Genomic DNA, 14650 nt, shown 5'->3' with positions numbered 1-14650 from the left:
GCTCGTACAATTTCTTCATATCTAATAATATATACCTAACTGTTATATAAAATACACATTACGATAGAGATGCGGGACTTTGATTATCATCAAATTGCCCGTTTTTTTACGTCATTTTTCGTCAATTTCGAAATCACTCATAATAGAAATATATTTGTGATCGCCGATAATGATATGGTCTAAGACATCGATACCCATTGCTTCACCACATGCAACTAATCGCTGTGTCGTCTGAATGTCTGCTTGCGATGGTGTCGGGTCTCCAGACGGATGATTATGCACGACAATAATCGCATGTGCAGACCATTTGACAGCTTCTTTAAACACTTCTCTCGGATGAATAATGGCGCTATTTAGCGTGCCAATAAAAATTGTTTTTTGATGAATCACTTGATGCTTTGTATTTAATAGCAACACGACAAAATGTTCTTGTGTATAACCGCACATTAAACCATACATGTTATCTGCAATTTGTTGAGGCTCATTTATCGGTGCAGATAAGTATGTTTGTCGCTCTTCTTTAGCCCTTCCACCGAGTTCAAACGCCGCCATCAACGTGACTGCCTTATTTCTACCAATCCCTTTTATGGCTGTCAGTTCAACGATAGAAAGTGACTGTAATCGATCGAGTGTTTGATACGTACTCATTAATTGAGAAGCCAGCTGTAAACTCGAACACCCTAAATGACCTGTATTTAACAATATCGCAATCAATTCAGTATTAGAAAGCGCTTGTGACCCCTTCGTAATAAGACGTTCTTTCGGCTTTTCTTGCTCACATAATTCATAAATACGACTCATATAAGTCCTCCTATCATATTTAAAATTAATGGATAACATAAGGATACACAGATAAAACTCGAGCAAATGGCTGGGACTAATGGAACAAATGGGGCGTTAAACAAATGGTATAATTTAAAAACTGGAATCAGTAATAGGCCAATTGGAAACGTAAACCAGATTATAAAGAGCGTGAAAGGGACTGGCAAAAAAATGGACAGGACAAAAAATAGCTTAAAATCACCCATACCAATATAACGTTGCAGACAAAAACTGGAGACGATCAGTCCTAACATCAGATAAAAGTGGGACATTTCAAATGAAAATGGTAGTAAGCGTAGATAGTTGGACAGAAACAAAATGACAAGTAAACGATGCGGTACGGTCAAATACTGAATATCATTAAAAGCGAGTGCTAGCAATATGAAGGCAATTATATAAAATGTGTCAGTGGCGATATAAAGCGTACTGATAAACGGCATGATTGCTATGAAACCACCAAAGATTTCTGCGATGAACAATTGTCGTGGTATGGACGTTAGACAATTACGGCAGCGCCCTTTTAACAAGATATAACTCACAATCGGCACTAAATCTTGCCATTGTAAAGTTTGCTGACATGTTTGACATTTTGAACGATGAGACAATGCGCTCAGTGACAATTGTTGTGCTTCAGCAATGTGCATTAAAAAACTCATAATTGCACTCCCTATCAAAAAAACTAGAATAATTGTCACACGAATCTCCTCCTCATCCAATCTTATTTGCGATGATTTATGAACTGCATTATAAGTCGTTCTTTCTACCGCGTCAAATCGCCAAACATAAATAAAAAGAGCAGTGCACAGATGTTTTCTTGATAATCTGTAAACTGCTCTTTAAACATTCTTTATGGTATCTATGTCTAGACCAAATTAGTTGAAACCGAGTTTAGATTTCACTTCACTAATGAAATACAAACTACCTGTGATGAGTAGTGCGTCACCTTGGTAATTTTGAATGAATGATACATAATCATCCACCATCGATTTGTGTTCACTTTCAATCTCAGCATATAACTTTTCCATTGGTAACGCCTTTGGAAAATTGAAATGTGTTACATAAATATGTTGTGCAATTTCATCGAACGCCTGAAGCATATGATGAATCGGTTTACCATCTATCGCTGAAAAGAGTACATCGACTTTTTCGAGATGATAATATTTTTCGATGGTATCAACTAAGGCGTTCACACTTTCTTGATTGTGCGCACCGTCCAAAATGATGAGTGGGTCTGTCGATACGCGTTCAATTCGCCCTCTCCAATTCACCATTTCGATGCCATCAATCATTTTATTAAAGTCAATGTGAATCACACCTTGCTCATTCAATTCAATCAATGCGGTAATCGCAAGTGCTGCGTTTTCCTTTTGGTGTTCACCCAACATATTCAAGACAATATTTTCTAACTCATAGTCTTTGTAGCGATATGTGAATTCATCTTCTTCTGAAACGATTAAAACATCTCGATCAAATTCTAATCCTTTTGAACCAAGACTCTCCGATACATCACGAATCAATTTCAACGCTTCTTCGTTTTTTACGGCATAGACAACTGGCACACCTTCTTTAATAATGGCACTTTTATCACGTGCAATATCAAGATACGTGTTCCCAAGAATATCTGTATGATCTAAGCCGATGCTCGTTAAAATACTCAAAATCGGTTTAATCACATTCGTCGAGTCATTTTTCACACCTAATCCCGCTTCAACAATTACAAAATCAACAGGATGAATTTCGCCAAAATAAAGATACATCATCGTCGTAATAATCTCAAATTCTGTCGCAACCCCTAACTCTGTTTCTGCATCCATTGCTTCACTCACAGGTTTGACACGTGCGACCAATTCAACAATCTCATCATTCGAGATGGGCGCACCATTTAAACTGATGCGCTCATTGAATGATTCGATATAGGGTGACGTAAACGTACCAACTTGATAGTCGTTATTCATCAGTGCATCTCGCAAATAAGCAACCGTTGATCCTTTTCCATTCGTGCCACCCACATGAATTGCCTGGATATGCTGTTCAGGATTGCCAAGGCGTTGTAACATCCATTCCATACGTTTAACACCTGGTTTAATGCCAAATTTCGTACGTTCATGAATCCAATATAAGCTATCAAGATAATTCATAGTTCAAACTCCTAAGCTTTTAATTGTTCAATACGTGCTTTAACACCATCATATTTTTCTTGATATTTCGTTTGTTTGTCACGTTCTTCTTGAATGACTTTTTCAGGGGCTTTTTGAACAAAGTTTTCGTTCGCGAGTTTTTTATTCACACGATCTAACTCTTTTTGCCATTTTTCTAAGTCTTTTTCTAAACGTGCAATTTCTTTATCCATATCAATGAGGCCTTCAAGCGGTAAAATCACTTCACCTGCAGCCACAACAGAAGTCATTGCTTTTTCAGGAATTGTCACTTCTGTATTAATTGTCAGTTCGCTTGGGTTACAGAAACGTTCTAAGTATCCTTTATTATCGACAAGCAATTGTTGAATTGTTGCATTTTTAGCTTGGATAATAATTGGAATTTCTTTTGATAATGGTGTGTTAACTTCTAATCGTGATTGACGAACTGATTTAATAATTTCAACCAATTGTTCCATCACATCTTTACTTTCTGGGAACATTAATTCATCATTCACTGTTGGCCATGCGCTCGTTACAATTGACTCACCTTGATGTGGTAAGTTTTGCCAAATATGTTCCGTTACAAACGGCATAAATGGATGTAACAGACGCATAATGCGATCTAACGTATAGCTCAATACAGAACGTGTCACATTTTTCTGTGCTTCGTCGTCACCGTTCATCGGAATCTTACTCATTTCAATGTACCAGTCACAGAATTCATCCCAAATAAAGTTGTAAAGGGCACGACCTACTTCACCAAACTCATACTTGTCACTCAAGTCTGTCACAGTTTCAATTGTTTCGTTAAGGCGTGTTAAAATCCATTGATCTGCAACTGATAGATTTTGTGATAAATCAATGTCTTCAAATTTAAAATCGTCACCAATGTTCATTAAACTAAAGCGTGCAGCATTCCAAATTTTGTTAATGAAATTCCATACAGATTCCACTTTTTCAGTAGAATATCTCAAGTCATGACCTGGTGATGAACCTGTAGCTAAGAAGTAACGTAAGCTATCGGCACCGTATTGATCAATAACATCCATTGGGTCTACGCCATTACCAAGAGATTTACTCATCTTACGACCATCTTCTGCACGTACAAGACCGTGTAGTAACACATCGTTAAATGGTTTTTGTCCTGTAAACTCTAAGCCTTGGAAAATCATACGTGCAACCCAGAAGAAGATAATGTCATAGCCAGTTACTAAAACATTTGTTGGGTAGTAACGTTGATAATCAGCAGCTTCTTCATCTGGCCAGTTTAATGTTGAGAATGGCCATAACGCGCTAGAGAACCATGTATCAAGAACATCTTCATCTTGCGTCCAGTTTTCACTATCTTCTGGTGCTTCCATGCCAACGTATAATTCGCCTGTTTCATTATGATACCAAGCAGGAATTTGATGTCCCCACCAAAGTTGACGTGAAATTGTCCAGTCACGAATTTCTTCCATCCAGCGATTGAATGTTTTCTCAAAACGTGGTGGTACGAATTCAATACGTCCATCTGTTTTTTGGTTATCAAGCGCTTGTTGGGCAAGTGGTGCCATTTTAACGAACCATTGTGTTGATAAATATGGTTCTACAACTGCGCCACTACGTTCAGAATGTCCAACTGAATGTACGTGATCTTCAATCTTAATCACTAAATCTTCTGCTTCAAGATCTTTTACAAGTTGCTTACGACATTCAAAGCGGTCCATACCTTCATACTTGCCTGCTTTGTCATTCATTCGACCTGCTTCGTCCATTACAACGATACGCTCTAAGTCATGGCGATTACCAATTTCAAAGTCGTTCGGGTCATGTGCTGGTGTTACTTTCATGGCACCACTACCGAATTCCTTGTCTACATATGAATCAGCTAAAACTGGTAATGTACGACCGACAATCGGTAAAATCACTTCTTTACCAACGATGTCTTTATAACGTTCGTCATCTGGATTAACTACAATTGCTGTATCTCCAAGCATTGTTTCAGGACGTGTTGTCGCAATTTCAATATAACCACTGCCGTCTGCATATGGATATTTAAAATGATAGAACTTACCGTTAACATCTTCGTGAATTACTTCGATGTCTGATAATGCTGTGCGTGCTTCTGGATCCCAGTTAATAATTCGTTCACCACGGTAAATCAATCCTTTGTTGTACATATCAACAAAGACTTTGCGCACGGCTTTGCTTAAACCATCATCCAATGTAAAACGCTCACGTGAATAGTCTAAACCTAGACCTAACTTCGCCCATTGTTTACGAATAAAAGATGCATATTCTTCTTTCCATTCCCATGCTTTTTCTAGGAACTTTTCACGACCGATGTCATGACGAGAAATACCTTCTTCACGCATTTTCGCTTCTACTTTGGCTTGTGTCGCAATACCGGCATGGTCCATACCAGGTAAATACAATGTGTCATACCCTTGCATGCGTTTCATACGCGTTAAAATGTCTTGTAATGTTGTATCCCAAGCATGACCTAAATGCAACTTTCCTGTTACATTCGGTGGTGGAATCACAATTGTATACGTTGGTTTCTCAAGATCGCCACTCGGCTTAAAACGTTCGTTATCTAACCATTCTTGGTAACGTCCCGCTTCGACTTCTTGCGGGTTATATTTTGTTTGCATGTCCATTTAAATCCCTCCATAAAAAATAAAAAAGAACACCTGTCCTAAAATAGGACGGATGTTCCGTGGTACCACCTATATTCAATAGATAATTGTTAACTATTGCACTCATATGATTAACGCTCATGACACGCTCTAACCTACTGATTCAGCTAGAGAACGAGTGGGCTACCTTCAGTCAAAACTTATATGCATTCGCACCAACCATGCACTCTCTTAAATAATTTTTCAACCTACTCTTCCCAAATACTAATATTCTGTTTAACAATATAGTATAATGAATTATCTTTGAAGTCAATATTGGAGTTGATGAAATGAATCCCTGCGCTTTTGGGACAACAGATCCACTGTATATCCGGTATCATGATGAATTTTGGGGTAAGCCCCTTTACGATTCACAACAGCTATTTGAATTACTTGCATTAGAGTCACAACATGCTGGCTTATCATGGTTGACGATTTTAAAGAAAAAGGACGCATATCGTGAAGCCTTTTTTAATTTTGATCCATATAAGGTTGCACAAATGACCGAGGAAGATGTAGACCATTTGTTAGATTTTCCTAACATCATTCATCATCGTCAAAAACTAGCGGCGATCGTTGCACAAGCACCTGGCTACATTGAAATCGAACGTGAACATGGCAGTTTCAGTAAATTTTTATGGTCATTTGTTGACGGTGCACCGATTGATTTTCAATATCGTACACCTCAAGAACGCATTACTGTTAATGATACGGCGAAGCAAATGTCTAAAGCATTAAAGCAATATGGTTTTAAATTTATCGGTCCTGTCACCATCTTTTCATTTATGGAAGCGGCTGGCTTATATAATTCGCACTTGATTGACTGTCCAAACAGACACTAAGTATTGTTATTCATCTTTTTCGAGCGATATTTAAAATACACATCAATCAACGGTGCAATCAGCATTAAAATAAAGAAAATCCGGAAGATATGGAACGAAGACACAATTGCGACGTCTGCGCCCGTATCTAATGCGACAAGTACGATTTGAGCCATTCCGCCCGGTGCAGCACCTAAAAACATTGTATTGAGCGGAATGTGATTCAAATATTGTAATCCCCAGACCATGAACAGCGTACCAGCAATTAGCAATATATTTTGAAAGGCAATCGCCAATGCAATTCGCCCTTTCAATTGATTTGTCAAATGTGCAATTTGAACGCCTACACGCACCATATAAATCACTTGAGCTGCTGCAATAATCGGCGCATCTAACGTAAAGACGCGTTCAGTTGATAAATTCCAAATAATTAACACAACAATCGGTGCAAGCAGCATTTTAGTAGGAAAGTTGATTCTTTTCATAATAGCATACACGACTGCAATGCCTATAATAAGAATTAAAATATGCTCAATATGTAAGGTTTCTGTTAATAAAGGCGACTTTACAACATCTGTATGCTTTTCTGGTTCGCCTTGAAACAAAAAAGCAAGAATCGGCACTAAAATAACGACAAATATAATACGTGACGTTTGTGTCAGGCTCACTACAAGCAAATCAGCACGTTTATTCTCTTCTGCCATCACCAGCATTTGACTCAACGCACCAGGTATCACGCTCAATACTGCTGTTTCATCGTTCACATTTGCAATTTTACGAAAACCATATGACACGATAAGAGCCAATATCAAAGTTAGCACGTTGACGATAACAATTGACAACCAATGACTTTGAATATCAACAATCACTTGCCGTGTGAAACTACTCCCTATTTGAACACCAAGCATAATTAATCCGAGTTCACTCAGCCATGATGGCCATTTAACATCTTTTTTAAACAGTTTTACGACAATAAGGCTACCTATAATTGGACCAAACATCCATGGCAAAATAATGTGACAACGCCATAAAATCCAACCACAGATGATTGAGACACTTAACACAAGCAAATTATTGATCGCATTCTGATTTCTCATCAAACCCCACCCCCTTATGACAATCATTGCCTATGTATTTATTTTAATCTTAACAAACATCCATAGCTAAAATAAAAGAAATGGTTTATTCCCAACATTAAATGTTAAAGCACAAAACGCTTACAATAACTTTACATAAATATTCCTTCCCAATAAAAATGCCATGCAAATAACGTGGCATTGTTGAAACTTACATAGGCTTCAACTTAACACGACATTCACATGGCAACACTTTGTTATTATTTAGGCGCAACTCTACTCAATGCAACATCAAATGCTGCGATTGTTTTTTCAATATCTTCTTTCGTATGCTCGGTTGATAAGAACATACCTTCAAATTGAGATGGTGGTAAAAATACGCCTTGTTCTGTTAATTCGCGGTACATTTCACCGAATAATTTTAAATCTGAACGGTTTGCTTCTTCAAAGTTTCTAACTGGCCCTTCATTGATGAAGAAACCAATCATAGAACCTGCACGATTGACTGTTAATGGTACGTTATGTTTCGCAAACACTTCTTTTAAGCCCGCTTCTAACATATCACCGAGCTCATTAAAGTACTCATAGCTTTCAGGCGTTAATTGACTTAATGTCCAGTAACCACTTGTCATCGCTAATGGGTTCCCCGATAACGTTCCTGCTTGGTAAATATCGCCGCTTGGTGCAATGCGGTCCATAATTTCTTTTCTACCACCAAAAGCACCAACAGGGAGACCCCCACCGATTACTTTACCGAGACACGTTAAATCTGGTGTCACATCAAAATAACCTTGTGCACAGTTATAGCCGACACGGAAACCAGTCATGACTTCATCGAAAATAAGTAATGCATCGTTTTCTTTCGTAATATCTCTTAAGCCTTGTAAGAAATCATTAATTGGCGGTACGACACCCATATTTCCTGCAACTGGTTCAACGATAACTGCCGCAATGTCATCACCAAATTGTTCAAATGCGTAACGTACAGCTTCTAAGTTATTGTATGGTACTGTAATCGTATTTTTTGCAATACCTTCTGGCACACCTGGTGAATCCGGTAAACCTAATGTTGCGACACCGGAACCAGCTTTAATTAAAAGGGAATCACTATGTCCATGATAGTTACCTTCAAATTTAATAATTTTATTTTTGCCAGTGTAGCCACGTGCAAGTCTTAATGTATCCAACGTTGCTTCTGTACCTGATGACACCATACGCACTTTTTCAATAGATGGCACCCGTTCAATAACAAGTTCAGCTAATCTGTTTTCTTCAAGTGTTGATGCACCAAAGCTTGTACCACGTTCTAATACATCATGTAATTCATTAATGACACGCTCATTACGGTGTCCTAGAATTAGCGGCCCCCAACTTAATACATAGTCAATATACTCATTACCATCAATGTCATAGATACGACTGCCGTTCCCGCTCTCCATAAAAATAGCAGGTGTATCGACAGCTTTAAACGCACGGACAGGGCTGTTTACCCCACCTGGCATTAATTGTTCAGCTTTTTCAAATGCTTTAATCGATTTATTATAACGCAACTCTATCAACTCCTTAGCTAATTACTGATCTAAATAACGACAAATATCTTTCGCAAAATATGTGATAATCATATCCGCGCCTGCACGTTTCATGGAAATCATTTGTTCCATAACGATGCGTTCTTCATCAATCCAACCGTTTTGAGCAGCTGCTTTTGTCATACTGTATTCACCACTGACATTGTAGGCGACGATTGGAATGTTCGTGTTGTTGCGCACATCACGAATAATATCAAGATAACTTAATGCAGGTTTGACAATCATCATATCTGCACCTTCAGCTAAATCACTTTCTAACTCACGTAATGCTTCTAATCGGTTCGCTGGATCCATTTGATACGTTTTGCGGTCACCGAATGATGGTGCTGATTCAGCTGCATCACGGAACGGTCCATAGAAGCTAGACGCATATTTAATACCATAACTCATGATTGGAATATTTTGGAATCCTGCATCATCTAACCCTTTTCGAATCGCCGCAACAAAGCCGTCCATCATGTTGCTTGGTGCAATAATATCCGCACCTGCTTTCGCTTGAGAGACTGCAGTTTTCACAAGTAACGGTAAAGACTTATCGTTATCTACATCATGTGTGTGGTCATCAATCACACCACAGTGACCGTGATCTGTATATTCACATAGACATGTGTCCGCCAAAATTAATAAATCATCATACATCGATTTGGCGATTTTCGTTGCACGTTGAATAACGCCATCATCAACAAAAGCACCTGTACCACACGCATCTTTTTCATTCGGAATACCAAAGAACATCATCGCACGAATGCCTAAATCATAGGCTGCTTTAATTTCTTCATGCAGTAGATTTAAACTGATTTGGTAAATACCCGGTAATGATTTAATTTCTTCTTTAACATCATCACGTTCTACGACAAAGATAGGATAAATTAAATCTTCTTTTCGTACATGTGTTTCTCTCACCATACTTCTCATCGTTTTTGAAGAACGTAAACGTCTATGTCTATCAAATTCCATAATTTAGAACCCCTTTTCCAAAATTTTATCAATCATCGCATCAAGTGTTTGTGACTCCGCTACAATACCTTGGTAGCCATAACGAGACAGCGTCTTCTGTGTAGGTACACCGATGACATACAACCCATCAAAATCAATATTCGGATGCCTGTCATACAATGCACGCACTGCTGAAGAACTCGCAAAAGTAATCGCATCGGCTTGTTGATTAACGAGCATCGCATACACTTGATCCACTACGGCTTCATTCGCTTCAATATCATACAAATCAACTTTCGTCACCTTGTAACCGCGTTGTCCTAGCTCTGTCGCAAGTTTAGGTCGCGCTTGTGCACTTGAAGGCAATAAAATCGCCGCGTGTGCATCCGCTTCAAATTGTGCTAAGAAGCCTTCTTGTGAAAAGTCATCCGGTACAAAGTCCACAGCAATACCCTGTTCTTCACAATATTCCTGTGTTTTTTTGCCAATTGCTGCAATATGTTTCACACGCACTTGCCCAAAATATTTCATAAAATACGCCACAGCATTTTGTGATGAAAAAATAAGCCAATCATATTCGATTTCTAATACTTTTGGATCAAATGAGCATGCAACTGTTGATAAAAGTGGCATGTGACAAACATTGACTTGCTCATGTTGATAGGCAAGCGTCTGCGTCATAATGACCGTTGGCTTCATAACAAACACTCCTCGTTAATGGGAATCACTTAATGCTTCAATAATCTTATACGCGCCCTGTTGTTTCAATGTGTCGCTTACAAGTTGTCCTACTGCGACAGGGTCTGTTCCCGATGCCGTATGTTGGAATCGTTGCTTACCATCTGGCGACATAATGAGACCTGTAAAGTGAATGCTTGCATCTTCTCCAATAACCGCATGTCCACCGATTGGCACTTGGCAACTACCGTCCATCTCTTTTAAAAATGTACGCTCTGCTGTGACGCAGTCTGCTACTTCTGAATTGTGTACTTTGGCTAAAAGGTCTAACAATTCCGTATCATCAGCACGGCATTCAATACCTAAGGCACCTTGTCCAATGGCTGGAATTAATAAGTTATCATCTAAATATTCCGTTACAATATTTTCTGACCAGCCCATACGTTTTAGACCGGCTGCTGCCAAAATAATTGCATCGTAGTCTTCTTCTTGTAATTTTTTCAAACGTGTATCAATGTTGCCACGTATCCATTTAATCTCTAAATTCGGATAATGCGCTAAAATTTGTGCACCACGTCTTAAAGAGCTTGTACCGATAATGCTGCCATCTGGTAAGTCTTTTAGTGCGACGTGATTTTTAGAAATATATGCATCATATGGATTTTCGCGATCTGGGATACAGCCGAGTGTTAATCCGTCCGGTAAAACACTTGGTACATCTTTAAGTGAATGGATCGCCATATCAATCTCTTTACTGAAGAGTTCGTTTTGAATCTCTTTCACGAATAATCCTTTACCGCCGACTTTAGATAGCTGGCGATCCACGATTTGGTCGCCTTTCGTGACGATTTCTTTAATTTCAATCTCCAAATCAGGTTGAACTGCTTTGAGGCGTTCAATAAATTGGCGACTCTGTGTCAACGCTAATTGACTTCTTCTCGAGCCCACTACAAGTTTACGCATTTAAGAAACCTCCATTGATAATGTGTTATACGCCCGTCCACTGATGGAATGACGAAAGTTGTGTAATGACGATTAAGTTAATCATACAACATAAAAACAACATAATATTAACATAAATTAAAAACTGCTGCTTAAACCTCTGTGTTACGCGCATTGCAAGATAAGCGATATAACTCAAAATAATTAAAAAAGACGAAATTACTTTGGCGTCTAGAAAAATGTGTGTCCCAACTGAAAAAATTCCCCATTGTACACCGAGCACAAGGCTGACAAACAATGTTATCACACCAATTAACGTGCAGTAAAACACCGTCTTTTCTAACGTTCCAACACTGCTAATTCTAAAGTAATTTTGATTGAAGCGCTTTAAACGTAAATTGCGATATTGCACGAGATACAAAATTGCGTTGACAAATGCAATCGCAAATATGACATAGCTTAATAACGCTAATGAAATATGCACAAAGAGTAACTCATTCATAACTGATAGACGCGCACCTTGAACGCTGAACTGATACGGATGAAATGTATGGATCAGCATAAAGATAAATCCTAACATACTCAATAGTACAATCATCATATCAGACATGCGAAAAACAGCGCAGACAAAGGTTATTGTTAATATTAGCCATGTTAAGACGTAAAAACTTTCAATTATAGATGTTAGTGGCAATTGACCGCGCCATAAAACATACATAGTTAAAGAGATTGTTTGAAGCACCCAAACAATCCCTAATATATAAAAACCGATATTTTGAAGGCGATAATTCTTTTGAAATAAATCAATCATTAAACAAATCACACATATGAAATATAACAAAACAATCGCCTCGTGAAATCTAACAAAAAAAGCTTCTACCATCGGCATCACCTAGCCTTAAGATTCAAAACTTAATAAACGTTGCTGTAAAATACGCTTTTTGTTTTCAACAGCTTCTTGTTGATAGTTCGTATCAACATCAAGGTCGAAAATCTCTTGAAACAACTGCAATTTTGCGGCAGCTTGGTGATCATCACTAATTTCTTTGGCTTGCTTGATAGGTTGTTTGAGCATTTGGTTAATAATACTTTTCGTATGCTTAGAAACGACCTTGCGTTCACGCTCTGAAAGATGTGGTAGCTTACGATCGATACTCGCCATCGTTTCTTGTTGAATTGCCATGGCTTGTTCACGTAACGCACGAATAACAGGTACAACGCCAAGCATGCGTACCCATTCATTATGCTTGTCTATCTCAGCAGGAATGCGTTCAGCAATGGCTTCAGCAGCTAAGCGACGCTCTCTAATATTTGCATCTACAAGACCTTTCAAGTCGTCAACATCATAGATAAACACTTCCATATCATGTGCATCGAATGGCTCGATATCTCTAGGAACTGCAATGTCGATTAGCACGATTTGTGAAGTTTTTTTCGTCACAGCTTGACGCATTTCAAGCATATCTTTCGTAATAACGAACTGATCAGAACTTGTTGAACTAATAACGATATCCGCTTGCGTTAACAATTCTGGCAAAGCATGTAAAGGCGCTGCTTGAATCTGATGTTTATCCGCTAATGCTTCGGCACGTGATGCTGTACGGTTTAATACCGTAATATCCGTGACATTGGCACCCTTCAAATTCAGAATAGATAGTTCGCCCATTTCACCAGCACCGATAACTAAAGCACGTTTTTTGTTCAACTTGCCAAACATCTTTTTCGCTAACTCGACAGCAGCGTATGATACACTAATCGCATTGTCCGCAATATCTGTTTCATGATGCGCTTTTTTACTAAACGTAATCGCTTGCTTGAACAATTCGTTAAAAATCGTACCTGTTGTTTGCGCCGCCTGCGCTGTTAGGAAAGCGTCGCGCATTTGACCTAAAATTTGTGTTTCACCTAAGACGATAGAATCCAATCCAGCTGTAACTCTAAATAAGTGTTCTATCGCGTCATCACCGATTTTTACGTCTGTGATGGCTTTAATCTCATCTACCTCAAAATTAAACTGTCTCGCTAAAAAGCGTTGTATATAATAACGACCCGTGTGTACTTGATCTACAACGGCATAGATTTCCGTTCTATTACACGTTGATAGAATGACATTCTCTAAGATTGATTTCGTTTCAAATAATGTCTCATGTACACGCATCATATCTGTATCTTGGAATGTGAGCTTTTCACGTAATGTTACATCAGCTGTTCGATGATTCACACTCACTGCAATAAAATACATGATCATGTCCCCCCATAAACTACAATAAAATCATTATAACATAGAAAGAATCCCCACAAATTCGTTTGAAACATGATTCCGTTGATAAAAGTTCTTAATGTCTACAATTTAGTCAAATATTACATTACTCCGTTGTATCTTCACCTATAAACGCATCAATTGTCGCCCAAATTTCTGGCTGTTTATTTTTAGAAAGTGATGAATAACTAATAATCTTGTCACTCGGATCCATATCTAAATCTTGCTTAATACGTTTAATATGTTTTTGTACTTTTCCTTTTGGTACTTTATCCTCTTTTGTTGCGACAATAAGTGTTGGAATCTCAAAATGTTTCAAGTAGTCATACATTAAAACATCATCTTCTGTTGGCGGATGACGCAGGTCGACTAATTGAATAACGAGCTTAAGCTCTTCACGCGTCGTTAAATACATTTCAATCATTTTCCCGAACGCTTCACGCTGCTTTTTACTTACTTTCGCATAACCATATCCCGGTACATCGACAAAAATTAATTGTTCATCGATATTATAAAAATTAAGCGTTTGTGTTTTACCAGGTTGTTGAGAGGTTCTCGCCATATTTTTGCGACCAATCATGCTATTAATAAACGTCGACTTACCTACGTTTGATCGACCACTCAGTGCAACTTCCGGCAAGCCCATTTCTGGGTATTGCTCCTTTTTAACGGCACTAATGATAAGCTCAACATGATTTGGATTAATCTTCATGAATTTTCTCCTTTTC

The 14650-nt window shown here is 38.3% G+C and carries 13 protein-coding genes and 1 other annotated feature; of the genes, 1 reads left to right on the top strand and 12 read right to left on the bottom strand.

Going from position 1 to position 14650, the window contains the following annotated elements; genetic code table 11:
• Positions 1-111: 111 nt before the first annotated feature.
• From radC to CD122_RS02205, 4 genes are all read right to left on the bottom strand, one after another.
• Positions 112-801: a RadC family protein gene (gene radC, locus CD122_RS02220; protein ID WP_103357388.1), complete on the bottom strand. Its 690-nt coding sequence runs from the start codon at positions 799-801 to the stop codon at positions 112-114.
• Positions 798-1517, bottom strand: a complete 720-nt coding sequence (locus CD122_RS02215) for a prepilin peptidase (RefSeq protein WP_103357387.1) — start codon at positions 1515-1517, stop codon at positions 798-800. Before CD122_RS02215 ends, radC begins: the two co-directional genes overlap by 4 nt.
• 177 nt (positions 1518-1694) lie before the next feature.
• The gene (locus tag CD122_RS02210) at positions 1695-2960 is read right to left on the bottom strand and encodes a bifunctional folylpolyglutamate synthase/dihydrofolate synthase (RefSeq protein ID WP_103357386.1); all 1266 of its coding nucleotides are present in this window, start codon (positions 2958-2960) and stop codon (positions 1695-1697) included.
• An 11-nt stretch (positions 2961-2971) separates the two neighbouring features.
• Positions 2972-5602 (bottom strand): valine--tRNA ligase, encoded by a 2631-nt coding sequence (locus CD122_RS02205; RefSeq protein WP_103357385.1) that lies wholly within the window; start codon positions 5600-5602, stop codon positions 2972-2974.
• 41 nt (positions 5603-5643) lie between these two features.
• Positions 5644-5855 (bottom strand) — a binding site (T-box leader).
• 55 nt (positions 5856-5910) lie between these two features.
• Here CD122_RS02205 and CD122_RS02200 point away from each other — a divergent pair.
• Entirely contained in the window at positions 5911-6462 is a 552-nt protein-coding gene (locus CD122_RS02200; protein ID WP_103357384.1) for a DNA-3-methyladenine glycosylase I, read from the top strand.
• Here the strand turns inward: CD122_RS02200 and CD122_RS02195 are convergent.
• From CD122_RS02195 to yihA, 8 genes are all read right to left on the bottom strand, one after another.
• Positions 6459-7538, bottom strand: a complete 1080-nt coding sequence (locus CD122_RS02195; protein WP_103357383.1) for an AbrB family transcriptional regulator — start codon at positions 7536-7538, stop codon at positions 6459-6461. The two genes, CD122_RS02200 and CD122_RS02195, sit on opposite strands and share 4 nt — an antisense overlap.
• Positions 7539-7777: 239 nt before the next feature.
• Positions 7778-9067 carry a glutamate-1-semialdehyde 2,1-aminomutase gene (gene hemL / locus CD122_RS02190; RefSeq protein ID WP_103357382.1) on the bottom strand — a complete coding sequence of 430 codons (1290 nt, stop codon included), beginning with the start codon at positions 9065-9067 and terminating at the stop codon, positions 7778-7780.
• 21 nt (positions 9068-9088) lie between these two features.
• Positions 9089-10063 carry a porphobilinogen synthase gene (gene hemB / locus CD122_RS02185; RefSeq protein WP_103357381.1) on the bottom strand — a complete coding sequence of 325 codons (975 nt, stop codon included), beginning with the start codon at positions 10061-10063 and terminating at the stop codon, positions 9089-9091.
• Positions 10064-10066: 3 nt separating this feature from the next.
• The gene (locus CD122_RS02180) at positions 10067-10741 is read right to left on the bottom strand and encodes a uroporphyrinogen-III synthase (RefSeq protein WP_103357380.1); all 675 of its coding nucleotides are present in this window, start codon (positions 10739-10741) and stop codon (positions 10067-10069) included.
• 15 nt (positions 10742-10756) lie between these two features.
• Entirely contained in the window at positions 10757-11683 is a 927-nt protein-coding gene (gene hemC, locus CD122_RS02175) for a hydroxymethylbilane synthase (RefSeq protein ID WP_103357379.1), read from the bottom strand.
• A gap of 25 nt (positions 11684-11708) precedes the next feature.
• A complete protein-coding gene (locus CD122_RS02170; RefSeq protein WP_240624105.1) occupies positions 11709-12380 on the bottom strand; it encodes a cytochrome c biogenesis protein in 672 nt (223 codons plus the stop codon).
• Between the two features lie 180 nt (positions 12381-12560).
• Entirely contained in the window at positions 12561-13904 is a 1344-nt protein-coding gene (gene hemA, locus CD122_RS02165) for a glutamyl-tRNA reductase (RefSeq protein WP_103357377.1), read from the bottom strand.
• Positions 13905-14028: 124 nt separating this feature from the next.
• Positions 14029-14634, bottom strand: a complete 606-nt coding sequence (gene yihA / locus CD122_RS02160) for a ribosome biogenesis GTP-binding protein YihA/YsxC (RefSeq protein ID WP_103357376.1) — start codon at positions 14632-14634, stop codon at positions 14029-14031.
• Positions 14635-14650 lie beyond the last annotated feature (16 nt).

The organism is Staphylococcus rostri, from assembly GCF_002902145.1.
GTDB lineage: Bacteria > Bacillota > Bacilli > Staphylococcales > Staphylococcaceae > Staphylococcus > Staphylococcus rostri.
This window is presented reverse-complemented; position numbering and strand designations above follow the sequence as displayed.

Excerpts from the sequence above, each read along its gene's own strand:
- radC (WP_103357388.1), bottom strand. The coding sequence starts at position 801 with ATGAGTCGTATTTATGAATTATGTGAGCAAGAAAAGCCGAAAGAACGT.
- CD122_RS02210 (WP_103357386.1), bottom strand. The coding sequence starts at position 2,960 with ATGAATTATCTTGATAGCTTATATTGGATTCATGAACGTACGAAATTT.
- CD122_RS02205 (WP_103357385.1), bottom strand. The coding sequence starts at position 5,602 with ATGGACATGCAAACAAAATATAACCCGCAAGAAGTCGAAGCGGGACGT.
- CD122_RS02200 (WP_103357384.1), top strand. The coding sequence starts at position 5,911 with ATGAATCCCTGCGCTTTTGGGACAACAGATCCACTGTATATCCGGTAT.
- CD122_RS02195 (WP_103357383.1), bottom strand. The coding sequence starts at position 7,538 with ATGAGAAATCAGAATGCGATCAATAATTTGCTTGTGTTAAGTGTCTCA.
- hemB (WP_103357381.1), bottom strand. The coding sequence starts at position 10,063 with ATGGAATTTGATAGACATAGACGTTTACGTTCTTCAAAAACGATGAGA.
- CD122_RS02180 (WP_103357380.1), bottom strand. The coding sequence starts at position 10,741 with ATGAAGCCAACGGTCATTATGACGCAGACGCTTGCCTATCAACATGAG.
- hemC (WP_103357379.1), bottom strand. The coding sequence starts at position 11,683 with ATGCGTAAACTTGTAGTGGGCTCGAGAAGAAGTCAATTAGCGTTGACA.
- CD122_RS02170 (WP_240624105.1), bottom strand. The coding sequence starts at position 12,380 with ATGTATGTTTTATGGCGCGGTCAATTGCCACTAACATCTATAATTGAA.
- hemA (WP_103357377.1), bottom strand. The coding sequence starts at position 13,904 with ATGTATTTTATTGCAGTGAGTGTGAATCATCGAACAGCTGATGTAACA.
- yihA (WP_103357376.1), bottom strand. The coding sequence starts at position 14,634 with ATGAAGATTAATCCAAATCATGTTGAGCTTATCATTAGTGCCGTTAAA.